A 25958-nucleotide genomic window follows, 5' to 3' on the forward strand; every position below is an offset into this window, starting at 1 on the left:
GCCATTTTTTTGCTTGCGCGGTTTGCGTCAGAAGTCGTACAGCGGCACGGGCGGAATGCGCTTGGGCGGCGGGGGAATCCGCCAGGATGCCCGGCGTCGAAGCGCCCCGAGCAGCTTCAAGCCCTGCGGCCAGTCGGCGAGTCCGCTTTCGGCATTGATATGGCCCGCGCCAGCCAGCACGACGATGCGGCTGCCCCAGTCCGCGGCGAACGCATGCGCGCGTTCCAGCGTGCAATAGGGGTCGTTGTCGCTGGCCACGACCACGCTTTGAAACGAGAGCGGCTGGCGTGCGATGGGCGCGAAGCCGCGCAGGCACGCCGGGGTGTCCGGGCGTTCGACGTCGGCGGGCGCGACCAGCAGCGCGCCGGCGACCTTGGCGCGCAGCGGCACCGGCAGCGAAGCGCTGATCAGGCAGCCCAGGCTGTGGGCCACGAGCAGGACCGGACTGCGGGCTTCGTCCACCTCGGCCGTCAGACGGGATATCCAATCGGCCGCGCAGGGGTTTTCCCAGTCGTGCTGCTCGATCCGCCGGGCGTTTGGCAACAGGGCCTGCCACCGGGATTGCCAGTGATCGGGGCCGGAGTTTTTCCAGCCCGGGACGATTATCGGTTGGAGTCTCATGCGGCACATGATGCCGCCGCGCGTTAGTAACTCAAACGAATTAATGGTCTTTTGCATATACGGCGTTTGGAATAAGCCGAGGTGCCCCGCAGCATGCCGCAGTGCATCACAAAACCGCGGAAAACCCTGCGCAAACCCGGCCAAAAGCCGCGATATTTCAGTGTATGCTTGCCGTGCAAATGCACCCGCCAACGGGCATGACATCTACGTTATCCGGCCGTCAGCCCGTTGATGGATCAACGATTACAAGTCATTCGAGGAGTCCACTCATGAAGCCAGTATTCCGTCTGACCCCGGTCATCGCAGCGCTGGGCGTCGCCGCTGGTTTGACGTTTGGCGCGGCCGCGCACGCGCAGACCATCAAGATCGGCGTCGTCGGCCCCACCACCGGTGCGGTCACGCAGTATGGCGATATGGTCCGTGAAGGGGTCGATACCGCGGTCGAGCGCATCAACGCCGCCGGCGGCGTCAATGGCAAGAAGCTGGAAACCGTGGTGATCGACGACGGTTGCGAACCCAAGCAGGGTCCCAACGCCGCCAACCGCGTCGTCAACAGCAAGATCGGTTTCGTCGTGGGCCACGTGTGCTCGGGCGCCACCATCGCCGCTGCCGACATCTACAACAACGAAGGCGTGGTCATGGTCACCCCGTCGGCCACGTCGCCGGCCCTGACCGACGGCAAGAACTACGAGTTCATCTTCCGCACCATCGGCCGCGACGACCAGCAGGGCCCCGCCGCCGCCAAGTTCATCCTGGACAAGATCAAGCCCAAGAAGGTCGCCGTGCTGCACGACAAGCAGTCGTATGGCCAGGGCATCGCCACCGCGGTCAAGAACGACCTGGAAAAGGGCGGCGTGACCGTCGCCGTGTTTGAAGGCATCAACGCCGGCGACAGCGACTACTCGGCCGTCATCACCAAGCTCAAGAGCCAGGGCGTGGACTTCGTCTATTACGGCGGCTACCACCCCGAAATGGGCCTGCTGCTGCGCCAGGCGGCCGAGCAGGGCGTGAAGGCCAAATGGATGGGTCCGGAAGGCACGGGCAACCCGGACATCAACGCCATCGCGGGCGACGCCGTCGAAGGCATGCTGCTGACGCTGCCGGCCGACTTCACGCAGAACGCCGCCAACGCCGACATCGTCAAGGCGTTCCAGGCGAAAAAGCGCAATCCCAGCGGCGCTTTCCAGATGACGGCCTACGCCGCCACGCAGGTCATCGCGGACGGCATCAAGGGCGCGGGTTCCGACGATCCGACCAAGGTCGCCAAGTACCTGCATGCCAATTCCTTCGATACGCCGATCGGCAAGGTGTCGTGGAACAAGCAGGGTGACCTGACGAACTTCGAGTTCGACGTCTTCACGTGGCACAAGGACGGCTCCAAGACCGTCTACAAGTAAAGCGCAGTGCGGCGGGCCGCTACCGGCCCGCTGTCACGCGAACGGTACGTACCGCGTGTGGGGCATCAGGTCACACGCATCAGACGCCGCAAAAAAAACCGGGCCGCAAGCGATCTGCTTGCGGCCCGGTTTGTTATTGCGCCTCAGGGGCAGGGGGCAGAGGCCCCGCCGCTTACAGGCCCTGGACGCGGCGGCCGGTGTCGGCCTCGAACCAGTGCAGCGGATGGCGGCCGTCGGGGCCCACGTTGACCTGCATGCCGACCTTGGCGGACGACTCGGACAGCTGGCGCGTCGTGCAGCGCACGACCAGCGTGCTCTTGCCGCAGCGGCAGTGAACAAGCTGTTCCGAACCCAGCGTCTCGACCATTTCGACTTCGGCGGGAATGCCCTGCGTGTTCAACAGCATGTGCTCGGGGCGCATGCCCATGATGACCTTGCGGCCGCGAACCTGCGAAGGCACCTGCAACGGCGAGATCTCGAGCTGGTTGCCGTCGGCGGTCTGCACGGTGCCGTCGCCGGACACCTGGACTTCCATGAGGTTCATGGGCGGCGAGCCGATGAAGCCGGCCACGAACGTCGACGCGGGCTTTTCGAAGACTTCCATCGGGGTGCCGATCTGCTCGGGCACGCCCTGGTACATGACGATCATGCGGTGCGCCAGCGTCATGGCCTCGACCTGATCGTGCGTCACGTACAGGCTGGTGGTGCCCAGGCGGCGGTGCAGCTTCATGATTTCAAGGCGCATCGCCACGCGCAGCTTGGCGTCCAGGTTGGACAGCGGCTCGTCGAACAGGAACACCTTGGGTTCGCGCACGATGGCGCGGCCCATGGCCACGCGCTGGCGCTGGCCGCCCGAGAGGGCGCGCGGACGGCGGTCCAAGAGGTGTCCCAGTTCCAGGATCTGCGCGGCGGCGTCGACGCGCTTCTTGATTTCGTCCTTGGAGAACTTGCGGATCTTCAAACCGTAGGCCATGTTCTCGAACACGGTCATGTGCGGGTAGAGCGCGTAGTTCTGGAACACCATCGCGATGTCGCGCTCGGCGGGTTCCAGCGTGTTGACGACCTTGTCGTCAATGACGATATCGCCGCTGGTCACGGTTTCCAGGCCGGCGACCATGCGCATCAGCGTGGACTTGCCGCAGCCCGAGGGGCCGACGATGACGATGAATTCGCCATCCTTGACATCCATGTCGATGCCATGGATGACCGGCACGTTGCCGGCGTAGGTTTTCTTGACGTTGCGGAAGCTGAGAGTAGCCATGAGTTATTCGTGTTCAGAGTCGTGTTCGGGTGGGCGCGGGTGGGGCGGCGTTACTTCTCAGTGTCGACCAGACCCTTGACGAACCATTTCTGCATCAGGATGACGACCAGCGCCGGCGGGATCATCGCGAGCATGGCGGTGGCCATGGTGATGTTCCATTCGGTCACGCTGTCGCCGCCGCTGATCATCCGCTTGATGCCGATGACGACGGGATACATGTCTTCCTGCGTGGTAACCAGCAGCGGCCACAGATATTGGTTCCAGCCGTAGATGAACTGGATCACGAACAGTGCGGCGATGCTCGTCTTGGACAGGGGCAGCAGCACGTCGCGGAAGAACCGCACGGGCCCCGCGCCGTCGATGCGGGCAGCCTCGATGAGCTCGTCCGGAACCGTCAGGAAGAACTGGCGGAACAGGAACGTGGCCGTGGCCGACGCGATGAGCGGCAAGGTCAGGCCCGCATAGCTGTTGAGCAAGCCCAGATCGGCCACGACCTTGTAGGTGGGCGCGATGCGGACTTCGACCGGCAGCATGAGCGTGACGAAGATCATCCAGAAAAAGAACATGCGGCCGGGGAAGCGGAAGTACACGACCGCGAATGCAGACAGCAGCGAGATCGCGATCTTGCCGATCGAGATTGCCAGCGCCATGATCAGGCTCACGTACATCATGCGGCCGACGGGCGCGCCGGACGAACCGCCCGACGAGCCGCCGAAGAGGGCCTTCATGTAGTTGTCCACGAAGTGCGGACCGGGAATCAGGGACATCGGCGCTTGAGCGACTTCCTGCGCGGTCTGGGTGGACGCGACGAAAGTGACGTAGAGCGGAAATGCCACCATCGCCACGCCGCAGAGCAGAATGACGTGGGCCAGAATATCCAGCCAGGGACGGCGTTCAACCATTGTTATCAGCCTCGAACAAAATCAGTACTGCACTTTGCGGTCGACGTAGCGGAACTGCACGACCGTCAAGGCAACCACAATGAACATCAGGACGACGGACTGGGCGGCGGACGAACCGAGGTCCAGGCCGCGGAAGCCGTCGCTGTACACCTTGTAGACCAGGATCGAGGTCGACGTGCCGGGCCCGCCCTGCGTCGTCGTGTCGATCACGGCGAAGGTGTCGAAGAATGCATAGATGATGTTGACCACCAGCAGGAAGAACGTGGTGGGCGACAGCAGCGGGAAGACGATGGTCCAGAAGCGGCGCGCGGGGCTGGCGCCGTCGATGGCGGCGGCTTCAATCAGCGAGCGCGGGATCGATTGCAGGCCGGCCAGGAAGAACAGGAAGTTGTACGACACCTGCTTCCAGACCGCGGCGACGATCACCAGGACCATGGCCTGGTTGCCGTCAAGGCGCGGGTTCCAGTCCACGCCCGACTTGCGCAGGGCCACGGCCAGGATGCCGACGGAAGGCGAAAACAGGAACAGCCACAGCACGCCGACGACGGCGGGCGCCACGGCATACGGCCAGATGAGCAGGGTCTTGTAGAGCCCGGCGCCGCGAATCACGCGATCGGCCATCACGGCCAGCACCAGCGACACGCCAAGGCCCACGCCGGCCACCAGCACCGAGAATACGGCGGTGACGCGGAACGAATCCAGGTAGGCCTGTTGCGAGAACAGGTCCATGAAGTTGTCCAGGCCGACGAATTGCGAGGACAGACCGAAGGGATCTTCAAGGCGCATGGACTGCCACATGGCTTGTCCGGCGGGCAGGAAGAAGAACACCACGGTAATGATCAGCTGCGGCAGGAGCAGCAGATAGGGCAAGGTCTTGTGCCCGAATACAACGCGTTTTTCCATAGGGGGAACCCAAGGTACAGAAAAGCGGCGGTTGAAATAACCGCCGCCTGAAACCGCCAGCGCGCGTGCCGCGCGTGGCGCCCGGAGCCCGAAAGCACCGGCACTCATAAAAACACGATAGGCTTAAAGCCCCTTAAAAACCAGGGCTTTAAGCCTCGTTTGTCCTTGTCGCAACAGGGTCCTTGTCACGGCATGGAAAATGCCGATTGACAAGGCGGCGGTCAAGCCGCGCGAAAGGGCGTTACTTTACACTCTTCTCGAACTTTTCCAGCAGCTCGTTGCCGCGCTTGACGATGTTCTCGGCGCCGTCCTTGGGGGCAACCTTGCCCGAGACGATGCGTTCGATTTCAGCGTCCTCGATCTCGCGGATCTGGGGCAGGAAGCCCAGACGCAGACCGCGCGATTGGGCGGTGGTTTCGACGTTCAATTGCTTGACGCCCACTTCGGTGCCCGGGTTCTTGTCGTAGAAGCCTTCCTTCTTGGTCAGCTCGTACGCGGCCTTGGTGACGGGCACGTAGCCGGTCTGCTGGTGCCAGCGGGCGGCGATTTCGGGGCTGGCCAGGAACTTGAAGAACGCGGTCACGCCCTTGTAGGTTTCGGGCTTCTTGTTGGCGAAGACCCACAGCGAGGCGCCGCCGATGATGGTGTTCTGCGGCGCGCCTTTCACGTCGGCGTAGTAGGGCAGCGTGGAGGTGCCGAACTCGAACTTGGCGTTCTTGGCGATGTTGGCGCGCAGGCCGGACGAACCGGTGATCATGGCGCACTTGCCGCTGATGAACAGCGAGTTGGGCTCGTCGCCGCGGCCGCCGTACATGAAGATGCCTTCCTTGCCGAGCTTGGCGAGGTTCTCGAGGTGGCGCACGTGCAGCGGGGTGTTGATGGCGATGCGCGCATCCAGGCCGCCGAAGCCGTTGTCCTTGGTGGCGTACGGCACGTTATGCCAGGCCGAGAAGGTCTCGAGCTGGGTCCAGGACGGCCACGACGTGGTGTAGCCGCATTCCTGGCCCGCGGCCTTCAGCTTCTGGCCGGCTGCGGCCAGTTCTTCCCAGGTCTTGGGGGGATTGTCGGCGTCCAGGCCAGCCTTCTTGAAGGCGTCCTTGTTGTAGTAGAAGACGACGGTCGAGCTGTTGAACGGCATCGACACCAGCTTGCCGTCGGCCGACGAGTAATAGCCAGCCACGGCGCCGATGAATTCCTTCGGATCGATCGGGTTGCCGGCTTCTTCGGACATCTGCTGCACCGGCTTGATGGCGCCCTTGGCGTACATCATGGTGGCGGTGCCCACTTCAAAGACCTGCAGGATGTCCGGGGCGTTGCCGGCGCGGAACGCGGCGATGCCGGCGTTCATGGATTCACCGTAGTTGCCCTTGTAGATGGCCTTGACCTGGTAGTCGGGGTTCTTCTTGTTGAATTCGTCGACCAGGCCATTGACGCGGTCGCCCAGAGCGCCTTCCATCGAATGCCAGAACTGGATCTCGGTGGCTGCTTGCGCGGAAGCGCCGGCGAAAGCCGTCATGATGGCGGCAAAAGTCAGTGCAATACGATGGGATCGCATAAAGGGTTCTCCAGTTGGGCGTGTTGCGAACGGGTTGTCCGGCCGCATGAAACACGACACCTTATGAATTGTTTGTGACAAAACCGTGACTTTCACATCCCTACAGACGCCTGTCAAATTGCGCGTTTTAGGCGCGAACGAACATTTTGCGATTCCTTGTGCAGGGAGCCGACCGTTTACAATCGCCGCCTATGGAAAACGAACTTTCGATTGCGTTCATTGGCGATAGCTGCGGGACGGCCGCGCGGGCCTCGCGGCAGGCCCGCAGAGTATGCGCCGCCAGGGGCGTTCATGTCATTGACATTAACCAGGATGCGCGGGCACCGCGGCCATGCGGGACGCGCATCGCGCGCGCCTTTGCCAGCGGGTCCGCACGCATCGCGCGTGGCGTGTTCGCGGCCGCGACTCGGAACATGCCAGGTGTTGTGGCCAGGACACGTCAATGTGGTCAAGAAGGGGCCGTGAAAGGCCGTTCGGCGGGCGGTCGCCGTCAGCCGCGGTGCGCGCCGGAGTGCGCGCGATGACCACGGTCGCCGCGCGCTTTCCCGCCATGACCCGCCTGCAGTTCGGCATCTCGGTGCTGTGCATGCTGGCCGTGGTGGTCGGCTCCAACATCCTGGTGCAGGTGCCGCTTAACGATTGGCTCACGTGGGGCGGGCTGTCCTACCCGGTAGCTTTCCTGGTCACCGACGTCCTGAACCGCCGCTTTGGTCCGGCCGCGGCCCGGCGTGTGGTGTGGTTCGGCTTTGCCGCCGCGCTCGCGGTGTCGGTGTGGGTGGCGTCTCCCCGCATCGCGCTGGCGTCGGGATTGGCCTATATATGTGCGCAGCTCGTCGACATTCAGGTGTTCGACCGCCTGCGCGACCAGCGTTGGTGGCGCGCGCCGCTGGCGTCGGGCGTGCTGGGCGCCATCCTGGATACGGCCGTGTTCTTCAGCGTGGCGTTCGCGGCCACCGGCGCGCCCTGGGTAACGTGGATGTTGGGCGACCTGGCCATCAAGCTGGTCGTCAATATCAGCATGCTGGCGCCGTTCCGGGCATTGATGTGGAATCTGGCAAGGCCCGCGAACGCCTGATTCCCCCGTTTTTGTTCTTGAAGCCGCGCCTTCCTGGCTGCCTGCAGCGCAGGACGCGCGGCTTTTTATTAATGGCCGCGAGTATTAATTGATGCGGTTGTAGTAAGTCCTGCGTAAGGACTGTATTTAAATATGCGATTAAACGCCGTATTAATGATTTTTCATAAAACCCGGCAAGCATAAATCCCAGCGAAACGCCAGCCAACTTTGGGGTCGGAATTGCGATTTCTCCATTGATTTCACGCCTTTACGCGGGCTATGCGTCACGATTAAATGCCGCGCTTGAAATATTGGGGATTACACGCAGTGACAGTATGACGGCTTGCTTTCAGAATACCGCCCACACCGTGTTTTTGCCCAAGAAGCCGGCGACGGGCAATGCGGACAAAGGGGTACTCTCCCGATAAACCGTGTTGGACAGAGCCGCTCAAAACCTCGCTGGAGAACTCCGCATGAAGTTTCTGAATCGCCTTACCCCGGTAGCCATGGCGCTTGGGGCACTTGCCTTGGCTGGCGCCGCGCACGCCGCCGACACGATCAAGATCGGCATTCCCCAGCCCATGACCGGTCCCAACACGCAATACGGCGACCAGATCCAGGCCGGCGCGCTGACCGCCATCGAAACCATCAATGCCAAGGGCGGCGTCAAGGGCAAGAAGCTCGAACCCATCCTGATCGACGACGGCTGCGAACCCAAGCAGGCCGTGCCTGCCGCCAACCGCGTGGTCAACTCCGGCGCCAAATTCGCCGTGGCCCATGCGTGCTCGGGCGTCACGGTTGCCGCCGTGAAGGTCTACGAGGAAGAGGGCATCGTCGGCATCACCCCGGGCGCCACGTCGCCCCTGGTCACCGACACCATCAAGCCGCATTTCTTCTTCCGCACGATCGGCCGCGACGACCAGCAAGGCCCGTACGCCGCCAACTACATCGCCAAGACGCTCAAGCCCCAGAAGGTCGCCGTGCTGCACGACAAGCAGACCTATGGTTCGGGCGTGGCCACCCAGGTCAAGGACGCGCTGGCCAAGCAGAACGTCAACGTCGCGATGTTCGAAGGCATCAACGTCGGCGACAGCGACTACTCGGCCATCATCACCAAGCTCAAGTCGGCTGGCGTCGATCTGGTGTATTTCGGCGGCTACCACCCCGAGCTCGGCCTGCTGCTGCGCCAGTCGCGTGAACAGGGTCTGAAGGTCCAGTTCATGGGTCCGGAAGGCACGGCCAACCAGGACCTGGTGGCAATCGCCGGCCCGGCCATCGAAGGCCTGCTCGTGACGCTGCCCGCCGACTTCACCAAGCTGCCGGGCAACGAAAGCATCGTCAAGGCCTTCAAGGACGCCAAGCGCGATCCGGACGGCGCCTTCCAGATGCCGGCCTACGCCGCGGTCCAGATCCTGGCCGACAGCATCAACGCCGTTGGCGAAGATCCCGCCAAGGTTGCCGACTACATGCACAAGACCACCTTCAATACCGGCATCGGCAAGGTCGAATACGATGCCAAGGGCGATCTGAAGGACTTCGAGTTCGCTGTCTATAAATGGGACAAGGACGGAAAGAAGACCCAGCTGTAAACTCGCGATCCCGCCGGCGTGTTGCCGGCGTGTAGGGCCTGCCGTCTCCGTCTTGCCGAAATCCGCGTAGCGATGCGCCAAAAGCGCTGTGCGGCCGGCAAGGCGGCGACGACAGGCCCTTATAAAATACGCCCAGGTTTCCGGCTCCGGGTCTCTCTACCGGGGCCGGAACCATTTGGAGCAATAGAATCATGTCTGATCTCATACCCCAACTGACCCAGCAATTCTTCAACGGATTGTCCCTGGGAGCGATCTATGCGTTGATCGCCATCGGCTACACAATGGTCTACGGCATCATCGGTATGATCAACTTCGCCCATGGCGAAATCTATATGATCGGCGCCTATGTGGGCCTGGTCACCTTGACGGCCATCGGCACCAATAGCGGATTGCCGACCCCCTTCATCATCGCGGCCATGCTGCTCGTGGCCATCACGGTCACCGGCATCTACGGCTTTTCGGTCGAGCGCGTGGCGTATCGTCCGGTGCGCGGCAGCCCCCGGCTGGTGGCGCTGATCTCCGCCATCGGGATGTCGATCTTCCTGCAGAACTGGGTGGCCCTCGGTCAGGGTGCGCGCGACATGGCCGTGCCTTCGCTGGTGTCCGGCGCCGTGCAGTTCCACATGGGATCGGACTTCGACGTGACGGTGCCGTATTCGCGCATCATGATCATCGTGGTCACCGTGGTGCTGATGATCGGGCTGACGCTGTTCATCAAGTACTCCCGCATGGGCCGTGCCTCGCGCGCCTGCTCGCAGGACATGCACATGGCCAATCTGCTGGGCATCGACACCAACCGCGTGATCTCGTTCACGTTCGTGATGGGCGCGATCCTGGCGGCGGTGGGCGGCGTGCTGATCGCCATCACCATCGGCAAGCTCAATCCCTTCATCGGCTTTCTGGCCGGCATCAAGGCCTTCACGGCGGCGGTGCTGGGCGGTATCGGCAGCATTCCCGGCGCCATGCTGGGCGGCGTGCTGCTGGGCCTGGCCGAGACCTTCGCGGCCGCATACATCTCGTCGCAGTACAAGGACATCGTGGCGTTTTCGCTGCTGGTCCTGATTCTGCTGTTCCGTCCCACCGGGCTGCTGGGCAAACCTGAGGTGGAAAAAGTCTGATGTCGACCAACAATCTCAAAAACGCCACGATGGCGGCCGTGCTGACGGCGGTCATCGTCACCCCGGTCTTTGGCCTGCAGCTCATCCGCCAGGGTGCGCGCACGTCGATGGAGTCGAACTGGTCGCTGGTGGCGCTGGCCGCCGCCGTGGTGTTCGTCTTCCAGCTGCTGCGGCCCTGGCTGGCCATTCCGTTCAAAAAGCTCAAGACCAGCCTGCCGACGCTGTCCTCGGCCCCGGCCAGGAACCACAAGCCGCTGATGATCTTGCTGCTGGCCATCGCGGTGATCTGGCCGTTCTTCGCGGGGCGCAGCTCCGTGGACATCGCCACGCTGGTGCTGATCTACGTGATGCTGGGCCTGGGCCTGAACATCGTGGTGGGTTTTGCGGGGCTGCTGGACCTGGGCTTCGTGGGCTTTTACGCGGTGGGCGCCTACACCTACGCGCTGCTCTACCACTGGGGCGGCTGGAGCTTCTGGGAAGCGCTGCCGTTTGCCGGCGCCATGTCCGCGCTGTTCGGCTTTGTGCTGGGCTTTCCCGTGTTGCGGCTGCGCGGCGACTACCTGGCCATCGTGACGCTGGGTTTCGGTGAAATCATCCGCCTGCTGCTGATCAACCTGAACAAGATGACCGGTGGTCCGGACGGGATTTCCGGTATCCCGAAGCCCACGTTCTTTGGCCTGGAAATGACGCGCCGCCCCAGCACCGAGGGTGGGACGACATTCCACGATTTCTTCGGGCTGACGTTCCAGAACCAGGACATGGTCATCTATCTGTACATGATGGCGCTGCTGCTGGCGCTGGTGACGCTGTTTGTGTCCACGCGCCTGATCCGCATGCCGGTCGGCCGCGCCTGGGAGGCGCTGCGCGAGGACGAGATCGCCTGCCGTTCGCTGGGCCTGAACCCCACGCGCATCAAGCTGTCCGCGTTCACGCTGGGTGCCATGTTTGCCGGCTTTGGCGGCGCGTTCTTCGCGGCGCGGCAGGGCATGGTGAATCCGGAGTCCTTCACGTTCATCGAATCCGCGCTGATCCTGGCGATCGTGGTGCTGGGGGGCATGGGTTCTCAGGTAGGCGTGATCCTCGCTGCCATCCTGCTGACCGTGCTGCCCGAACTGGCGCGCGAGTTCGCCGAATACCGGATGCTGATGTTCGGTCTGGTGATGGTGTTGATGATGATGTGGCGTCCGCAGGGGTTGTTGCCCATGAAGCGTCCCCACGTGGAGCTGGCTAAATGAGCGAGGCATTGCTGAAAGTATCCGGCCTGACCATGCGGTTCGGCGGCCTCCTGGCCGTCGATAGCGTGGGTTTCGAGGTCATGACCGACGAGGTCTTTGCCATCATCGGCCCGAACGGCGCCGGCAAGACCACCGTCTTCAACTGCGTGGGCGGGTTCTATGCGCCCACTGCCGGCGAGATCATCATGGACGGCAAGCCCATCACGGGTCTTGCCAGCCACAAGGTGGCGCGCCACGGCCTGGTGCGCACGTTCCAGAACGTGCGCCTGTTCAAGCAGCTTACGGTGCTGGAAAACCTGCTGGTTGCGCAGCACACGCAGGTCGAGTCGCGCCTGTTGCCGGGCCTGCTCAAGACCAGGGGCTATCGCCAGTCCGAATCCGAGGCGCTGTCGCGCGCGGCGCAATGGCTGGACTTCATGGGCCTGCGAGAATTCGCCAACCGCGAAGCCGGCAATCTGGCCTACGGCCACCAGCGGCGCCTGGAGATCGCGCGCTGCATGATCACCAAGCCGCGCCTCTTGATGCTGGACGAACCCGCGGCGGGTCTGAATCCGCAGGAAAAGCGCGATCTGCAATCGCTCATCGACCAGTTGCGGCGCGAATTCGGCGTCGCGGTGCTGCTGATCGAGCACGACATGAGCCTCATCATGGGCATTTCGGACCGGATTCTGGTCATGGAACATGGCAAGCCCATCACGACCGGCACCCCGGATCAGGTGCGCAACGACGAGCGCGTCATCAAGGCGTATCTGGGGGAGGAATGATGCTCAAGCTGGAAAACATACACACCTTCTACGGCGCCATTCAGGCATTGAACGGCGTGTCGGTCGATGTGAACAAGGGTGAGATCGTCACGCTGATCGGCGCCAACGGCGCGGGCAAGACCACGCTGCTGATGACGGTCTGCGGCAATCCGCGTGCGCGCGAAGGCAAGATCACGTTCGAAGGCGAAGACATCACGAACAAGGACACGCACCACATCATGCGCAGTGGCATCGCCATTTCGCCTGAAGGCCGTCGCGTGTTCAAGGACCTGACCGTCGCCGAGAACCTGATGATGGGCGGCTTCTTTTCCAAGCGCGACGAGATCGAGGCGGGCATCGACCACGTCTACGGCTTGTTCCCGCGCTTGAAAGAGCGCGCCAGCCAGCGCGCCGGCCTGATGTCGGGCGGCGAGCAGCAGATGCTGGCCATCGGCCGCGCGCTGATGACCCGGCCGCGCCTGCTGTTGCTGGACGAACCGACGCTGGGCCTGGCCCCGCTGGTGATCGCCCAGATCTTCGACATCATTCGCGAAATCCGGGAGCAGGGCGTGACCGTGTTCCTGGTCGAGCAGAACGCGAACAAGGCCCTGGGCGTGGCGGACCGCGGCTACGTGCTGGAAAACGGCCGCGTGGTCCTGCAGGACACCGGCGCCAATCTGCTGGTCAACGACCAGGTCCGCAAGGCTTACCTGGGCGGTTGACCTCTTCCCCGCGAAGGAAGTGGGCGCATCGAAAGATGCGCCTTTTTTTTGCTGCCCTTACGCCGCGATCCGTTCCGCGGGCTGGTCAGCCTGGTAGTGCGCGATGGCGGCGCGGGCCAGGGCGTCGATGGAGTCCGTGAGGGTCACGCCCAGGCTGGGGCGCAGGGCGTGCGGCACGGCCAGGGGCAGTTCCGTGCAGCCCAGGACGACGGCGTCGGCGCCGCGCGCCTTCAGGCGGGCGATGCATTCGGCGGCGGGGGCGAAGGCGTCTTCGAGCTGGTTGCCCTTGACCGCGCGGATCGAGCCCATGCAGAAGCGTTCGACTTCGTCGTCGTCAGGCACGATGCACTCGTAGCCCTGGGCTTCGAGGTGCCGCTGGTACAGGCCAAGCTTTAGCGTGGCGGCGGTGCCCATCAGGCCGATGCGGCCGCGGGGCAGGCCCAGACGGCGCAGGTCTTCGATGACCGCCTCGATGATGTGCAGCACCGGCACGCCGGTGGACGCGGCGATCTCGTCGAACCACAGGTGGGCGGTGTTGCACGGGATGGCGATGAGCCGGGCGCCGGCCTGTTCCAGGAAGCGCACGCCGTCGACCATGTGGGGCAGCGGATTTTCGCCGCCGGCCATGTAGGCGCTGGATCGGTCGGGAATGCGGGGATCGTTGCGCAGCAGGGTGGGAATGTGTTGCTGGTCAACCGTGGCGGGCGTCAGCGCCGCCAGGCGGAGGGCAAAGGCCGCGCCGGCCATGGGCCCCATTCCGCCCAATACACCCAGGTAGCAGCCCTGGGAAAACGTCTTCACTTTAAGTACTCCGTGCTCATGCTTGACCGGGCGACAGGACCTGACCCGGGCGTTCGGCGCCGGTCCGTTCCCCGTCCCAGACCTGCCTGCCGTTGACCCACACGGCGTGGATGCCCCGGCTTGCCTGAATGGGCGCTGAAAAAGTGGCCACGTCGGTGACGGTGGCGGGATCGAACAGCACCAGGTCAGCATGATACCCCTCCCGGAGCAGGCCGCGTTCGGCCACGCCGTACTGGTCTGCGGCCAACCCCGTCATCTTGTGGATGGCCGATTCCAGGGACAACAGGTTCTGCTCGCGCACCATCGTGCGCAGGACGTTGGTGAAGGTGCCCCACTGGCGGGGGTGCGGATGGGGATCGAAGGGCAGCCCGTCCGAGCCGACCATGGTCAGCGGATGGGCAAAGATGCGGTTGACGTCGGCGGGATCCATCAGGAAGTAGATGGCGCCGGCCGGGGCCAGACGGGCCACGGCAGCCTCGTCGTCCAGGCCCAGTTCGGCCATCACTTCGCTGAAGTCGCGGCCCGTCGCTTTGGGGTAGCCCTTGGACCAGGTGATCATCGTCCGGCTGGCAAGCCGCGCGCGATCGAGCCGGAGCATGGTGGAGGTGGCGGGATAGGGGTGGCAGTCCAGGCAGACGGGCTGCGAGGCTGCGGCGCGGCTGATGATATCCAGCGTTTCGCGGCTGCGTCCGTGATTGCGTTCGCCCGCCAGCTTGTGGTGCGAGAAGACGACGCGGCAATCGATTTCGCGTCCGATATGCAGCGCCTCTTCGATGGCCGGCACGATGTGGTCAGCCTCGTCGCGCAGGTGGGTGGCATAGATGCCCGCGCGGCCGCGCAGCGGCTGGCACACGTCGACGATCTCGTCCGTGGGCGCGGCGCTGGCCGGCGGATAGAAGGTGCCGGTGGACACGCCGAATGCGCCGGCGTCCAGCGCTTCCTGCATGAGTTCGCGCATGGCGGCCCGCTCGGCGCCATTGGCCGCGCGCGACGTGTCGTCCATGACGGCGACGCGCAAGGTGGTGTGACCCACCAGCGGAATCACGTTGACCGCGGCGGGCGTGTCGCGCAGGGCGTCCATCCAGGACCGGAAGGTGCCGAAGCGAAAGAGCGCCGACGGACCCAGCAGGTCCAGCGGCTGCGGGATCTGCGTGCGCGCCAGGGGCGCCAGGCTGATCCCGCAGTTGCCGGTGACGACCGTCGTGATGCCTTGCGACACCTTGGGCAGCATGTCGGGATGCGCCAGCAGATACCCGTCGTCGTGGGTGTGCGAGTCGATGAAGCCCGGCGCCAGGACCAGGCCCCGGCCATCGATGACCGGCACGCCGGCGGGGTGGGCAAAGCTGCCCACTGCCGCGATGCGCCCGCCGCGCACAGCCAGGTCGCCGCCGATGGCGGGCCCACCCGATCCGTCGATGAGCGTGGCGCCCGCGACGATGAAGTCAGCCTGCAAGGTGTCTGCCGTCATGGAGAATGCTCAGTCGAGTTTTTCGATGCCGGCGTTGTCGATGATCTGCTGCCACTTGGCGGTTTCGCGATCGATCAGTTGCTTGAACTCGGCGGGCGAACCGGATGCCGGTTCGGCGCCCAGCGTGGCCAGGCCCTGGCGCACTTCCGGCGCCTGCAGCGCCTTCTGGATGGCGGCGTTCAGCGTGGCGACCACGTCATCGGGCGTGCCCTTGGGCGCCACGACGCCACCCCAGGCGACCGTCTCGTAACCCTTCAGGCCGGATTCGTCCAGTGTCGGCACGTCGGGCATCAGCGACAGGCGCTTCAGGCTGCTGACACCGATGGCGCGGACCTTGCCGCTCTTGACGAGCGGTGCGGCTTCCGAGGTGTTGACGAACAGGTAGTCCAGGCGGCCGCCAAGCAGATCCTGGATGGCGGCGGGGCCGCCGTTATAGGGGATGAACATCACGTCCAGCTTGGCCATGCTCTTGAACAGCTCGCCGCCCATGTGGCCGGTGGTGCCCACGCCCGAGGCGCCGTACGACAGGCGGCCCGGCTCGTTGCGGGCGCGGTCGATCAGGTCCTGCACGCTCTTGATGGGCGATTCGGCCGGCACGATCAGCGCGTTGTAGAGGTCGAACATGTGCGCGACCGGCGTCAGGTCCTTGTCCACGTCGTACGGCAGGCGCTTGAAGAGCGAGCGGTTGACCGCCAGCGTGTTGATATTGCCGTAGCCGACGGTATAGCCGTCCGGGGCGGCGCGCTTGATGAGCGCGATGCCGATGTTGCCGGCCGCGCCGGGGCGGTTCTCGACGACCATCGTGGCGCCGGTGTCGCGGGCCATCTGGGTCGTGATCAGGCGTGACAGCACGTCGGGCGAGCCGCCGGCGGCGGACGGGACCACGAAGGTGATGGGCTTGTCGGGATAGCCGGCGGCCGAGGCGGCGCCGATGAAGGCGACGCTGAGCGCCGCCATGGAAAGACTGCGAAGGAGCGTGCTGCGCATGATGGAATTCCCCTGGTTTTGTTTTGTGGAGCGGGCAGATTACACCTGGGCATGCGGCACTGCGTCATCGAAAAATGTCTCAAACCTATAATCCCCCGTTATCGGAATAGGGGAAAAAAATGGATGCGGATGCGTATGCCGACGAGGTCGGCCCCAGCGCCGGAAGGCCACTGAACTTGCGTCAGATCGAGGTGTTCCGCGCGATCATGATGGCCGGTTCGATCAGCGGGGCGGGGCGCATGCTGCATGTGTCGCAGCCGGCGGTGAGCCGGGTGCTGGCGCTGACGGAAAGCCGCCTGGGCTACCGGCTGTTCGAGCGGGTCAAGAGCCGGCTGTCGCCCACCGCCGAGGCCCGGCGCCTGTATGCCGAGGTCGAGCAGGTGTATGGCGGCATTCAGCGGGTGAACGACCTGGCCGCAAGCCTTGGCCGGTCGGGCGCGGGGATGCTCAAGATCGTGGCCAGCGCCAGTTTCGGGCAGCGTCTGATCCCGATGGCGCTGGAGCGGTTTCGCGGCCGCAATGCAGGCGCGCGCGTGGATTACCGCAGCGTGACTTTCGACGAACTGGCGGCGTATTTCCTGTCGGGTCAGGCCGACATCGGCATTTCCATGCAGCCGCCGGATCACCCCAACCTGACGTCCGTGCGGCTGGCGCGCGTGCCGGTGGTCTGTGTGCTGCCGCCCGGGCATCCGCTGGCCACTCATGAGGTGGTGCAGCCGGAAGACTTTTCGTCGGCGGCGTGGATCGGCTATCCGCGCGACACGCCGCTAGGACGCGCGCTGCAGCCATTCTTTGGAGAGGGCCCGCGATGCGCGGCAGCGGTCGAGGTGCATTCGCCCGTGACGGCCTGTTCGTTCGTGCAGCAGGGGCTGGGACCGGCGCTGGTCGACGCATGGTGCGTCACGCCGGACCAGGCCGCCCACATGGCGCTTCGCCCGATCGAGCCCGAGGCAAGCGTGGAAATCTGGGCGACGCATTCCAACCTGAGTGCGCCGCCCTTGCTGGCGCGGCGCTTTCTGGCCGCCGTGAAAAAGATCCTGGAAAGCGAGACGCTGCCCGGCGCGGCGCCTGCGTAGGCGAGCCGGGCAGCGGCAGCCGTTACAGGCCTTCGGCCTTCAGCGCGGCCTGCACGCCCGCGTCGGCCTGCATGCGTTCGAAGAACGCTTGCAGATGGTTCAGGCCGGACAGGTCGATTTCCTTCGCGTGGGCCCAGCGCAGCACGACAAACAGATACGCGTCCGCCACAGACGGCGCGGCGCCGGCCAGATAGGACTTGCCCGCCAGTTGCGCATCCAGCTGCCCGAACAGCTTGGTCAGAAGCGCCGACGCGGAGCCCGCCAATTCCTTTTGCGCGCCTTCGTCCTTCAGGTAGCGCTGCGCGCCGAACAGCAGCGAGAAGGTCTTGTGGACGTCGGAATTGATGAAGCCGACCCAGCGGCGCACTTCGGCGCGCGAACGCGCGGTGCCGTCGCCCAGCAGGGGGATTTCCGGGGCCTGTTCGGCCAGGTATTCCAGGATGGCGACATTCTGCGTGAGGGTCCAGTCGCCATCGGTCAGCGCGGGCACGGCGCCCAGCGGATTGATCCGCAGAAACTCCGGCTCCTTCAGCGCTTCACGGCTGAGTTTGTGCGTCTCGTACGGCTTGCCGATCCACTCGAGGACGATGTGGGAAGCGAGCGAGCACGCGCCGGGCATGTAGTACAGTTTCATCTGGTCGAGTCTCCTGAGAGCAAGAACGGGAGAGCTCCCGTCCGTGGGCGCTATGGTACGCCAACCGGGTGTGCCAATTGCGAGCGGCCCCCGCGTCTCACTGTCATGCCTTGCGCGCCTGCTTTTCAATCTGTCGCCGCCGGAGATGTCCATGCAGTCACGCACCGCCGCGAGCACGCGCGCAATTCCCCTGATCCTGTCCTTGGCCGTGGCCTTTGCGGCCGCGCCCGCCGTTGCACAAGCCTCGCAGGAACCGCCGTCGGCGCCCGCCCGGGTGGCACCCGTCGTCGGCGGCCTGGACCACCCCTGGTCCATGGCGTTCCTGCCCGATGGCGGCATCCTGATCACCGAACGGCCCGGGAACCTGCGGCTGCTGCGTACGCCCGGCGGGCTGTCCAAGCCGCTCTCTGGCGTGCCGCAGGTTGCTGCGCGCGGGCAAGGGGGACTGCTGGACGTGGCGCTGTCGCCTGACTTTGCGACCGACCGCTACGTGTACCTGGCGTATGCGGAGTCGGATGGCGACAAGAGCGGCACGGCCGTGGGTCGCGGGCGGCTGGCCGATGACGCCAGCGGCCTTGAGGGATTCAAGGTGCTGTTCCGCCAGGAGCCCAAGCTGTCGTCCGGCCAGCACTTCGGATCGCGCCTGGTGTTCGACGGCAAGGGCTACCTGTATATCGCGCTGGGCGAGAACAATCAGCGCCCGACGGCACAAGACCTGGACAAGCTGCAAGGCAAGGTCGTGCGGCTCAAGACGGATGGCTCCGTGCCGGCGGACAACCCCTTTGTGGGTAAGCAGGGCGCGCGCCCCGAGATCTGGTCGTACGGTCATCGCAATCCGCAGGGCATGGCGCTCAATCCCTGGACCGGCGAACTCTGGGAAAACGAACACGGGCCGCGTGGCGGCGACGAGATCAATGTCGTGAAGCCGGGCAAGAATTACGGCTGGCCGCTGGCCACCTACGGCATCAACTATTCGGGCTTCGCCATTCCGGAAGCCAAGGGCGAAACCCTGCCGGGCATGGAGCCGCCGATCCATTGGTGGCCGAAATCGCCCGCCATCAGCGGCATGGCGTTCTACGACGCGGACCGGTTTCCGGCCTGGCGCAATTCGCTCTTCATCGGCGCGCTGGGCAATCAGAACCTCATCCGCCTGACTGTCGACGGCAATCGCGTGGTCGAGAAGGAACGGCTGCTGGTCGACCGCAAGCGGCGGATTCGGGACGTGCGGCAGGGGCCGGACGGTTATGTGTATGTGCTGACGGACGCCTCGCCTGGCGAATTGCTGCGGGTGGCGCCGGCCGAAACGGGAGGGTGACGGCCATGAAATCCTACGAGCTCATCGGGTCCGCGGGTTGCGGCTCGGCCATTGTCGAGATGGCGCTGGTGCTGGCCAATGTGCCGCACACGCTGACGGATGTGCCATATCTGAAGCCGGGGCCCGAGCGGAACCGGCTTTTGCATCTGAATCCGCTGGGGCAGGTGCCCACGCTCATCCTGCCCGACGGCGAGGTGATGACCGAAAGCGCGGCGATGATCCTGCACCTGAACGATGTGGCGCCGCAGGCCGGGCTGGCGCCCGCGCCGGACAAGCCGGAGCGGGCGCATTTTCTTAACCTGTTGATGCGGCTGGTGTCGGCGGTATATCCCACCTTTACCTACGGCGATGAGCCCGCGCAATGGACGACGCCGGGCGCGGGGGCCGACCTGCTGCGTGAGCGCGTGCACACGCGCCGCGCCGAGCTGTGGCAGGAGCTTGAACGCCAGGCCGGCGCGCCGCACATGCTGGGGCGGCGCTTTTCGGCGCTGGACCTGTACGTGACGGTCATGACGCACTGGCGTCCGGGACCGTCGTGGTTCGGCGCCATGTGCCCGGCGCTGACGGCGGTGGCGCGCGAGGCCGAACAAGAGCCGAACGTCGCAAAGGTGTTGCAGCGGCACTTTCCGCCGCCCACCGAATAGTGCTGGCGGGCAGGGCGGTCGTCAGCGCGCGGCGCGGCGCCGCGACTTGCCCCGCGCCTCGCGAACGGCGATGTACACGCCGCTGCCTGCAATGAAGACGGCGCCCAGGTACGCGTAGGCGTCGGGCGCCTCGCGCCAGAAGATCCATCCCAGGATCGTGGCCCAGACGAGGCCCGTGTAGTCAAAGGGGGCGACGACGGACGCCGGTCCGATACGGAATCCCTGCGTGATCAGCGTCAGTCCCAGCGTGCTGAACAAGGCCACCGCGCCGAAGTACGGCAGGTCTTCGGCGGCCGGCGCGCGCCAGACCCACGCCAGCCCCAGCGAGCTCCACACCAGTTGGCCCAGCACGATGTAAAAGGTGATGGTCAGCATGCCTTCGGCGCGGTTGATGCCGCGCGCCGTGATCATCATGACCGCGTAGAGCAGGGCGGTGGTCAGCGGCAGCAATGTGGCCGCCTGAAAGGCCTGCGTGCCGGGACGCACCACGATCAGCACGCCCGCAAAACCCGCCAGCACGGCTAGCCAGCGCTTGCCGTCCACGCGTTCCTTCAGGATCAGCACGGAAAGCGCCGTGACGAATAGCGGCGCGGCGAACGCGATGGCGGTGGTCTCGGCCAGCGGCAGCGCCTGCAATCCCAGGTAGAAGCAACTGGCCGAGATAACGTTGATGGCGCCGCGCGTCAGGTGCAGTCCGGGATGCATCGTACGCAGCACGCGGCGGCCGCCCAGCCATAACGCCAGCGCGGTCACGAAAGGCAGCGCGATCAGCGCGCGCATGAAGAGGATCTGCAGCGGGTTGTACGTTGCGCCCAGCCATTTGGCGCTGGCGTCGCTGAGGGTCAGAAAGAAGATGCCGCCCGCCACGCAGGCAATGCCTGCGGCGGCGGAGTGTTCACGGACGGCGGGTAATGCGGTGGTTGGGGACATCAGAGACCTGCAAGGGCGTCGGTTCCTGCCGCCGGGAATGAATGACGGGAAGTACGGGTTCAGGGCTGCGCGCGGTAGGCAGCCCAGGCGACCATGGCCCACGCGGCCAGGAATGCCGTTCCGCCAAACGGCGTGACGGCGCCCAGCCAGCCTTTGCCGGTCAGCGTCAGCACATACAGGCTGCCCGAAAACAGCACGATGCCGACAAACATCACGACGCCTGCCGCCGACAGCAGGGGCGAGCCGAAACGCGCGCCGAGCAGCGCGATGACGAAAAGACCGAGGGCGTGGACCAGGTGGTACATCACCCCGGTCTGCCAGACAGCCAGCATTTCTGGCGTCAGGATGCGTTTGAGGCCATGCGCGCCGAAGGCACCGGCGCCCACCGCCACCATGAGATTGAGCGCCGCGAGTATCGTGAGCTGCCGGTCCGTCATTGCCTGTCCTTGAGAGAAATGCGAGGGGGTAAATTTGCCGCCGCCTATGATAGGCCGAAACAGGGGGCGTGACGGGCGGCGCGCCGCTTCCAACGGGAGCGCCGCCGCCTGGCACTGCGATGCCGGGTATGTCCTGTGGAGGCGGCCGGCAGCGCCTTGCGTGGGTATTTCCAAATGGGATATTATAAATTCAATTTGGTAATTCAGCCGCTCATGGCGTGGCCGGTCCCCCGGTTTGCCGCCCGTGCGCGGCGCCCGGAGCAGACCATGACCATCGCCCTTGCCGATAAATCACCGACCAAGCGCGGCGCCACCGCCAAGCGTCCGCCGCGCGCCCGCCAGCTGTTCCGCGGCCTGGTCGACAGCCCCCTGACCGACATCGCGCGCGACGTGCATCGCGGCCTGCCTGCGCAGATGGTCGACGATGCGGCTGATTATCTGCAGGTGCCCAAGTCCGAGATCATGGCCATCACGGAGGTCAAGGCGGCGTCGCTGTCGCGGTGGACGCGTGAAGGGCAGGCGCTGCCGCTGGGCGAATCGGACCGGCTTGCCCGCGTCGCCCGCGTGGTGCGCGTTGCGCGCCAGGTGCTGGGCAGCGACGAGGAAGCGGTGCTGTGGCTGAACACGCCTGTGCCCGCGCTGGGCAACGTCAAGCCGCTGTCGCTTCTGACCTCGGACGCCAGCAGCCGCATCGTCGAAGACACGCTTGCCCGTGCCGCAGCGGGCGTCTACGCATGACGGACTACATTTCGCTCTGGCGCATCGGCACCACGGCGGGCAAATACCGGGCGGACGACCTGAGCGGCGCGGGCGCAGCCGCCGTGGGCGGCCGCTACAACAGCCCCGGCACGCCCGTCGTGTATGCCTCGGCCAGCGTGGCACTTTCGGTGCTGGAAACGGTGGTGCACTTTGCCGCTCGCGCGTCCCAGCAGGCGAACCGCTACCTGATCGAACTGGCCGTGCCCACTGCCGTCTTCGAAGCGCGCCAGTCGCTGTCGCTGGCGCAGCTTCAGGACGACTATCCGTTCTGGGATGCGGTGCCCTTCGCGGAGGCCTCGCAGGCCGTGGGCGATAACTGGGTGGCGTCTGGCGTATCGGCGCTGCTGGAACTGCCCAGCGCCATCGTCCCGTATCGCGGCGTGCCGGACTGCAACTTTCTCGTCAACCCGGCGCATCCGGATGCCGAGCACATCGTGGTGGTGCGGCGCGAACGCTTCATCTACGATCCGCGCCTGCGGCCCGCATAGCTTTCAAGGCGACGCGCCCGATGCCGGGCGCGCCGCGCGGGAATGACCGCGGATGGGTCAATCGACCGTCAGCACGGCGCGTCCCACGACCTTGCCTTCGCGCAGTGAGGCCAGCACGCTGTCCGCCTCGGCCAGCGCATGGCGGTGGACCGGCATGGGCGGCACCTTGCCCGCCCGCACCAGTTCCATCAGTTCCTTCAGTTCGGTCAGGTTGCCCACGTAGCTGCCGATGATCGACAGCGCCTTCATCGGAATCAGCGCGATCGGCCAGGTCGAGCCGCCGCCGAACAGGCCCACGATGATGAGCTTGCCGCCCTTGGTCAGGAAGTCGAACGCGAGCGAGGTGGTGGCGGGTGCGCCGACCAGGTCGATCGCAGCCTGTACCGGCTTGCCGCCTGCGGCCTTCATGATCTGCTGCGCGGCGTCGGGCGCGGCGCCGTCGATTGCCGCCAGCGCACCCGCGTCCAGCGCCGCCTGCCGCTTGGCCGGGTCGATGTCGACGACGATGGCGCCCGCGCCGCCCAGTGCCTTGATGAGGGTCAGGCTCATCAGGCCCAGTCCGCCCGCGCCGAAAATCACCACGGGATGTTCGCGGCAGACGTCTGCGCCGATCTTCTTCAATGCGGAATACGTCGTCAGGCCTGAGCACGCGTAGGGCGCGATCTGCGCGGGATCGAGGTCGCCGATGTCGATGAGGTAGCGGGGATGCGGCACCAGGATGTGGTCGGCGTATCCGCCGGCGCGATGCACACCCAGGCAGGCCGGCGCGGTGCAGTGGTTTTCCATGCCGGCCGCGCACGAGGCGCATTTGCCGCAACCGATCCACGGATAGACGAGGTAGTTGCGGTCGGTGGCAAGCCCTTGCGCGTCGGGCCCGGCCGCCACGACGGCGCCGACCGTTTCGTGGCCCATCGTCAGCGGCAGCGACACGCCGCGGTCCTTGAGCGACAGGGTGCGTCCCTGGCCGAGGTCGTAGCCGCCTTCCCACAGGTGGATATCGCTGTGGCATACGCCGGCCGCGCGCACCTTCAACAGCACCTGCGTCCCCTGCGGGGTGGGCGTGGGCTGATCCATTTCCTGCAGGGGCTCGCGGAAATTGACGACGCAATAGCACTTCATGGTTGTCTCCGTTCTATTTCTTGACCAGGGGGCATTCGCTGTCGGCGAGCGACACGAAGACCTTTTCGCCGGGCACCGTGGACAGGATGCGGTAGTAGTCGTTCGGGTACTTGGACTCGGCGGGCTTTTTCACCTCGACCAGATACAGGTCCATGATGACGCGACCGTCTTCGGGGCGCACCCGGGCATTCTTTATCAATTTGGTCGTGATGGGCAATTCCCGCATCTTCTGGTTGACCGCCGCGCCGTCGAAGCTGCCCGCAGCCTGCGCGGCCTGCAGGTAGTGGGTGGTGGCCACGTAGCTCAGGGCCTGGACGATGGACGGCGCGCGGGTGACGCCCATCTTCTTCTGCCAGCGCTGCGTCCACGCGCGGGTGTCCTCGTCCGCGTCCCAGTAGAAGCCGGTGGGAAAGGTGAGGCCCTGCGCGACGGGCAGGCCCATCGCGTGGACGTCGTTGATGAACGTCAGGAACGTCAGCATGCGCTGCTTGCCGCCCGCCAGCCCAAACTCCTGCGCCTGCTTGATGAGGTTGACCAGGTCGCCGCCGGCGCTGGCCAAGCCAACGACGTCGGCCTTGGAAGACTGGGCCTGGACCAGGAACGAGGCAAAGTCCATGGCGCCCAGCGGGTGGCGCGTGCTGCCCACGACCTTGCCGCCGGCGCGCTCGACAAAGCGCGAGGCATTGCTTTCCAGCGATTTGCCGAACACGTAGTCGGTGGTGATGAAATACCAGCTCTTGCCGCCGCCCTCGACCACGCTCTTGACCACTGCGTTGGCCAGCGCGTAGGTGTCCGGCGCCCATTGCGTGCTGAGGTTGCTGCATTGCTTGCCGCTGAAATCGCCGGCGAAGCCGCCGCTGATGAGCGCGGTGCCGCCTTTTTCCCGGGCGACGCCCTGGGCCGCGAGCCCGGCCGAGCTGGCGCCGCCGTCAACCACCGCGACCAGGTTCTGGGTGTCGAACCAGCGGCGCACCAGGGCGGAGGCCACGTCGGCCTTGTTCTGGTTGTCCGCGCCGACCACCTCGACGGTCTTGCCTGCGACCTTGCCGCCGAAATCCTCCACGGCCATGCGTACGGCCATCTCGGACCCGAGCCCGCCCAGGTCGGAATAGATGCCGGAACGATCGTTGGATACGCCCAGCCGCACGACGTCGGACTGAGCTTGCGCCGCGCAGGCGGCCAAAGTGGCGGCCAAGGCCGCCAACACGGGTTTGATACGCATCTGTCTGTCTCCCAACCCTGGAATGGGCCGTTTTATTGATCTGTCGGATGACGCGGTAACTCGGGAAGGCGGCGCCGGTGCTCCAGCCGGCTGAAATTTATTTCATATTGGTGAATGTAAATTCCTATGCAAGAATTTAGGTACCTGTCCATGAAAAGTCAACACGGTGGAACACCCTAGTCCGCGTGGACAGAATCCGATGCCGCGAAGGAGGGAGACGCCGTGGAAGTCAAGCTGGTTGCCCGCACGCTGGAGCTGCTGGAGCTGTTTGCGCAGACCCGGCGTCCCATGCCGCTCACCGAACTGGCGCAGGGCCTGGGCGCGCCGATGTCCAGCTGTCTGGCCCTTGTGCGCACGCTGGTGGCCCGTGGCTATCTGTACGAGGTCCGGCGCCGCGCCGGGTATTACCCGACGGCCAAGCTGCACGGCCTGGCCGCGCAGATCCTCACGGGCGATCCGTGGCTGGACCTGGTGCGTCCGCGTCTTGCCGCGCTGCGCGACGCCGCGAACGAGACCGTGATGCTGGGCAAGATCCAGGATGGCGCCGTCGTGTTCCTGGACGTCGTGGAATCCACCCAGCCGGTGCACTATGCCGCGCGTGCGGGCGAGCGGCGGCCGCTGCACACCAGCTCGGTCGCCAAGGCCATTCTGGCGCGCTTGCCCGCCGCCGAGCGCGAGCAGGTGCTGGCTGCGGCGCAATACACCCGCTACACGGACCACACGCTGACCACGCGCGAAACCCTGCTGGCCGACGTCGAGCGCGCGGCCGCGCAAGGCTGGGCGTCGAACGTGGGCGAGAGCGTCGTCGACCTGACCGGCCTGGCGGTGGCGCTGGATCTGGGGGGCGAATGGTATGCGCTATGCGTGGCCGGCCCCACGCCGCGCGTGTGGGCGCAGCGCGAGGACAACCTGCTGCATCTGCGCGAGGCGGCAGAGGCCATCCGGCGCGACCGCGAGGGGTAGCGCGCCGGTCCAGTG

Annotated in this window: 26 protein-coding genes; 13 read left to right on the plus strand and 13 right to left on the minus strand. The window is 65.3% G+C overall.

Annotated features, from left to right (window positions below):
• Positions 1-27: 27 nt before the first annotated feature.
• Complete coding sequence (locus tag QEP15_RS12150; protein ID WP_056317550.1) at positions 28-621, minus strand: RBBP9/YdeN family alpha/beta hydrolase; 594 nt, start codon at positions 619-621, stop codon at positions 28-30.
• Between the two features lie 269 nt (positions 622-890).
• Between QEP15_RS12150 and QEP15_RS12155 the strand changes: the two genes are divergently transcribed.
• Complete coding sequence (locus QEP15_RS12155) at positions 891-2018, plus strand: branched-chain amino acid ABC transporter substrate-binding protein (protein WP_056317555.1); 1128 nt, start codon at positions 891-893, stop codon at positions 2016-2018.
• Between the two features lie 172 nt (positions 2019-2190).
• Here QEP15_RS12155 and QEP15_RS12160 read toward each other — a convergent pair whose 3' ends face one another.
• From QEP15_RS12160 to ugpB, 4 genes are all read right to left on the minus strand, one after another.
• Complete coding sequence (locus tag QEP15_RS12160) at positions 2191-3279, minus strand: sn-glycerol-3-phosphate import ATP-binding protein UgpC (protein ID WP_062841130.1); 1089 nt, start codon at positions 3277-3279, stop codon at positions 2191-2193.
• Between the two features lie 50 nt (positions 3280-3329).
• Positions 3330-4181: a sn-glycerol-3-phosphate ABC transporter permease UgpE gene (gene ugpE / locus QEP15_RS12165; protein WP_056317563.1), complete on the minus strand. Its 852-nt coding sequence runs from the start codon at positions 4179-4181 to the stop codon at positions 3330-3332.
• A 21-nt stretch (positions 4182-4202) separates the two neighbouring features.
• Entirely contained in the window at positions 4203-5084 is an 882-nt protein-coding gene (ugpA, locus tag QEP15_RS12170) for a sn-glycerol-3-phosphate ABC transporter permease UgpA (protein ID WP_152384377.1), read from the minus strand.
• 241 nt (positions 5085-5325) lie between these two features.
• A complete protein-coding gene (gene ugpB, locus QEP15_RS12175; RefSeq protein ID WP_128829267.1) occupies positions 5326-6639 on the minus strand; it encodes a sn-glycerol-3-phosphate ABC transporter substrate-binding protein UgpB in 1314 nt (437 codons plus the stop codon).
• 520 nt (positions 6640-7159) lie between these two features.
• On the opposite strand from ugpB, the gene QEP15_RS12180 reads away from it, so the two are divergent.
• From QEP15_RS12180 to QEP15_RS12205, 6 genes are all read left to right on the plus strand, one after another.
• Positions 7160-7714 (plus strand): queuosine precursor transporter, encoded by a 555-nt coding sequence (locus QEP15_RS12180; protein ID WP_175155433.1) that lies wholly within the window; start codon positions 7160-7162, stop codon positions 7712-7714.
• 452 nt (positions 7715-8166) lie between these two features.
• A complete protein-coding gene (locus QEP15_RS12185) occupies positions 8167-9282 on the plus strand; it encodes a high-affinity branched-chain amino acid ABC transporter substrate-binding protein (protein WP_056317574.1) in 1116 nt (371 codons plus the stop codon).
• 191 nt (positions 9283-9473) lie between these two features.
• Complete coding sequence (gene livH / locus QEP15_RS12190) at positions 9474-10400, plus strand: high-affinity branched-chain amino acid ABC transporter permease LivH (protein WP_056317577.1); 927 nt, start codon at positions 9474-9476, stop codon at positions 10398-10400.
• On the plus strand, positions 10400-11635 hold the full coding sequence (locus tag QEP15_RS12195; RefSeq protein WP_174245450.1) for a high-affinity branched-chain amino acid ABC transporter permease LivM: 1236 nt from the start codon (positions 10400-10402) through the stop codon (positions 11633-11635). The genes livH and QEP15_RS12195 overlap by 1 nt, the downstream gene beginning before the upstream one ends.
• A complete protein-coding gene (gene livG, locus QEP15_RS12200) occupies positions 11632-12399 on the plus strand; it encodes a high-affinity branched-chain amino acid ABC transporter ATP-binding protein LivG (protein WP_152384380.1) in 768 nt (255 codons plus the stop codon). Before QEP15_RS12195 ends, livG begins: the two co-directional genes overlap by 4 nt.
• Entirely contained in the window at positions 12399-13100 is a 702-nt protein-coding gene (locus QEP15_RS12205; protein WP_056317588.1) for an ABC transporter ATP-binding protein, read from the plus strand. The genes livG and QEP15_RS12205 overlap by 1 nt, the downstream gene beginning before the upstream one ends.
• A gap of 57 nt (positions 13101-13157) precedes the next feature.
• On the opposite strand, the gene cuyB is transcribed toward QEP15_RS12205, so the two are convergent.
• The 3 genes from cuyB to QEP15_RS12220 form a co-directional block, all read right to left on the minus strand.
• Entirely contained in the window at positions 13158-13847 is a 690-nt protein-coding gene (cuyB, locus tag QEP15_RS12210; protein WP_425285987.1) for a cysteate racemase, read from the minus strand.
• Between the two features lie 70 nt (positions 13848-13917).
• Complete coding sequence (locus QEP15_RS12215; RefSeq protein WP_152384382.1) at positions 13918-15369, minus strand: N-acyl-D-amino-acid deacylase family protein; 1452 nt, start codon at positions 15367-15369, stop codon at positions 13918-13920.
• A gap of 9 nt (positions 15370-15378) precedes the next feature.
• A complete protein-coding gene (locus QEP15_RS12220) occupies positions 15379-16356 on the minus strand; it encodes a Bug family tripartite tricarboxylate transporter substrate binding protein (RefSeq protein WP_056317597.1) in 978 nt (325 codons plus the stop codon).
• 119 nt (positions 16357-16475) lie between these two features.
• Between QEP15_RS12220 and QEP15_RS12225 the strand changes: the two genes are divergently transcribed.
• Positions 16476-17432: a LysR family transcriptional regulator gene (locus QEP15_RS12225; RefSeq protein WP_280148815.1), complete on the plus strand. Its 957-nt coding sequence runs from the start codon at positions 16476-16478 to the stop codon at positions 17430-17432.
• Between the two features lie 22 nt (positions 17433-17454).
• On the opposite strand, the gene QEP15_RS12230 is transcribed toward QEP15_RS12225, so the two are convergent.
• Positions 17455-18066, minus strand: coding sequence for a glutathione binding-like protein (locus tag QEP15_RS12230; protein ID WP_152384384.1), 612 nt, complete (start codon positions 18064-18066; stop codon positions 17455-17457).
• Between the two features lie 151 nt (positions 18067-18217).
• Here QEP15_RS12230 and QEP15_RS12235 point away from each other — a divergent pair, with 151 nt between their 5' ends.
• Positions 18218-19381, plus strand: coding sequence for a PQQ-dependent sugar dehydrogenase (locus QEP15_RS12235; protein WP_280148816.1), 1164 nt, complete (start codon positions 18218-18220; stop codon positions 19379-19381).
• 5 nt (positions 19382-19386) lie between these two features.
• Positions 19387-20025 (plus strand): glutathione S-transferase family protein, encoded by a 639-nt coding sequence (locus tag QEP15_RS12240; RefSeq protein ID WP_280148817.1) that lies wholly within the window; start codon positions 19387-19389, stop codon positions 20023-20025.
• Positions 20026-20046: 21 nt separating this feature from the next.
• Here QEP15_RS12240 and QEP15_RS12245 read toward each other — a convergent pair whose 3' ends face one another.
• Together QEP15_RS12245 and QEP15_RS12250 are read right to left on the minus strand one after the other, a co-directional pair.
• Entirely contained in the window at positions 20047-20955 is a 909-nt protein-coding gene (locus tag QEP15_RS12245) for a DMT family transporter (protein WP_152384387.1), read from the minus strand.
• Positions 20956-21014: 59 nt separating this feature from the next.
• A complete protein-coding gene (locus QEP15_RS12250) occupies positions 21015-21392 on the minus strand; it encodes a DUF423 domain-containing protein (protein WP_062841117.1) in 378 nt (125 codons plus the stop codon).
• A gap of 267 nt (positions 21393-21659) precedes the next feature.
• Between QEP15_RS12250 and parS the strand changes: the two genes are divergently transcribed.
• Together parS and QEP15_RS12260 are read left to right on the plus strand one after the other, a co-directional pair.
• Positions 21660-22130, plus strand: coding sequence for a type II RES/Xre toxin-antitoxin system antitoxin (parS, locus tag QEP15_RS12255; RefSeq protein ID WP_056318733.1), 471 nt, complete (start codon positions 21660-21662; stop codon positions 22128-22130).
• A complete protein-coding gene (locus QEP15_RS12260; protein ID WP_180099421.1) occupies positions 22127-22639 on the plus strand; it encodes an RES family NAD+ phosphorylase in 513 nt (170 codons plus the stop codon). Before parS ends, QEP15_RS12260 begins: the two co-directional genes overlap by 4 nt.
• A 57-nt stretch (positions 22640-22696) precedes the next feature.
• On the opposite strand, the gene QEP15_RS12265 is transcribed toward QEP15_RS12260, so the two are convergent.
• Entirely contained in the window at positions 22697-23758 is a 1062-nt protein-coding gene (locus QEP15_RS12265) for an alcohol dehydrogenase (protein WP_280148818.1), read from the minus strand.
• Between the two features lie 13 nt (positions 23759-23771).
• Complete coding sequence (locus tag QEP15_RS12270; protein ID WP_062841115.1) at positions 23772-24980, minus strand: ABC transporter substrate-binding protein; 1209 nt, start codon at positions 24978-24980, stop codon at positions 23772-23774.
• 222 nt (positions 24981-25202) lie between these two features.
• Between QEP15_RS12270 and QEP15_RS12275 the strand changes: the two genes are divergently transcribed.
• Positions 25203-25943 (plus strand): IclR family transcriptional regulator, encoded by a 741-nt coding sequence (locus QEP15_RS12275; protein WP_175155439.1) that lies wholly within the window; start codon positions 25203-25205, stop codon positions 25941-25943.
• The last annotated feature ends 15 nt before the right edge of the window (positions 25944-25958 follow it).

Source organism: Achromobacter mucicolens (genome assembly GCF_029866465.1).
Classification (GTDB): Bacteria; Pseudomonadota; Gammaproteobacteria; order Burkholderiales; family Burkholderiaceae_B; genus Achromobacter; species Achromobacter mucicolens.

Coding starts and splice junctions, on each gene's coding strand:
- QEP15_RS12150 (WP_056317550.1), bottom strand. CDS start 621: ATGAGACTCCAACCGATAATCGTCCCGGGCTGGAAAAACTCCGGCCCC.
- QEP15_RS12155 (WP_056317555.1), top strand. CDS start 891: ATGAAGCCAGTATTCCGTCTGACCCCGGTCATCGCAGCGCTGGGCGTC.
- QEP15_RS12160 (WP_062841130.1), bottom strand. CDS start 3,279: ATGGCTACTCTCAGCTTCCGCAACGTCAAGAAAACCTACGCCGGCAAC.
- ugpE (WP_056317563.1), bottom strand. CDS start 4,181: ATGGTTGAACGCCGTCCCTGGCTGGATATTCTGGCCCACGTCATTCTG.
- ugpA (WP_152384377.1), bottom strand. CDS start 5,084: ATGGAAAAACGCGTTGTATTCGGGCACAAGACCTTGCCCTATCTGCTG.
- ugpB (WP_128829267.1), bottom strand. CDS start 6,639: ATGCGATCCCATCGTATTGCACTGACTTTTGCCGCCATCATGACGGCT.
- QEP15_RS12180 (WP_175155433.1), top strand. CDS start 7,160: ATGACCACGGTCGCCGCGCGCTTTCCCGCCATGACCCGCCTGCAGTTC.
- QEP15_RS12185 (WP_056317574.1), top strand. CDS start 8,167: ATGAAGTTTCTGAATCGCCTTACCCCGGTAGCCATGGCGCTTGGGGCA.
- livH (WP_056317577.1), top strand. CDS start 9,474: ATGTCTGATCTCATACCCCAACTGACCCAGCAATTCTTCAACGGATTG.
- QEP15_RS12195 (WP_174245450.1), top strand. CDS start 10,400: ATGTCGACCAACAATCTCAAAAACGCCACGATGGCGGCCGTGCTGACG.
- livG (WP_152384380.1), top strand. CDS start 11,632: ATGAGCGAGGCATTGCTGAAAGTATCCGGCCTGACCATGCGGTTCGGC.
- QEP15_RS12205 (WP_056317588.1), top strand. CDS start 12,399: ATGCTCAAGCTGGAAAACATACACACCTTCTACGGCGCCATTCAGGCA.
- cuyB (WP_425285987.1), bottom strand. CDS start 13,847: ATGGCCGGCGCGGCCTTTGCCCTCCGCCTGGCGGCGCTGACGCCCGCC.
- QEP15_RS12215 (WP_152384382.1), bottom strand. CDS start 15,369: ATGACGGCAGACACCTTGCAGGCTGACTTCATCGTCGCGGGCGCCACG.
- QEP15_RS12220 (WP_056317597.1), bottom strand. CDS start 16,356: ATGCGCAGCACGCTCCTTCGCAGTCTTTCCATGGCGGCGCTCAGCGTC.
- QEP15_RS12225 (WP_280148815.1), top strand. CDS start 16,476: ATGGATGCGGATGCGTATGCCGACGAGGTCGGCCCCAGCGCCGGAAGG.
- QEP15_RS12230 (WP_152384384.1), bottom strand. CDS start 18,066: ATGAAACTGTACTACATGCCCGGCGCGTGCTCGCTCGCTTCCCACATC.
- QEP15_RS12235 (WP_280148816.1), top strand. CDS start 18,218: ATGCAGTCACGCACCGCCGCGAGCACGCGCGCAATTCCCCTGATCCTG.
- QEP15_RS12240 (WP_280148817.1), top strand. CDS start 19,387: ATGAAATCCTACGAGCTCATCGGGTCCGCGGGTTGCGGCTCGGCCATT.
- QEP15_RS12245 (WP_152384387.1), bottom strand. CDS start 20,955: ATGTCCCCAACCACCGCATTACCCGCCGTCCGTGAACACTCCGCCGCC.
- QEP15_RS12250 (WP_062841117.1), bottom strand. CDS start 21,392: ATGACGGACCGGCAGCTCACGATACTCGCGGCGCTCAATCTCATGGTG.
- parS (WP_056318733.1), top strand. CDS start 21,660: ATGACCATCGCCCTTGCCGATAAATCACCGACCAAGCGCGGCGCCACC.
- QEP15_RS12260 (WP_180099421.1), top strand. CDS start 22,127: ATGACGGACTACATTTCGCTCTGGCGCATCGGCACCACGGCGGGCAAA.
- QEP15_RS12265 (WP_280148818.1), bottom strand. CDS start 23,758: ATGAAGTGCTATTGCGTCGTCAATTTCCGCGAGCCCCTGCAGGAAATG.
- QEP15_RS12270 (WP_062841115.1), bottom strand. CDS start 24,980: ATGCGTATCAAACCCGTGTTGGCGGCCTTGGCCGCCACTTTGGCCGCC.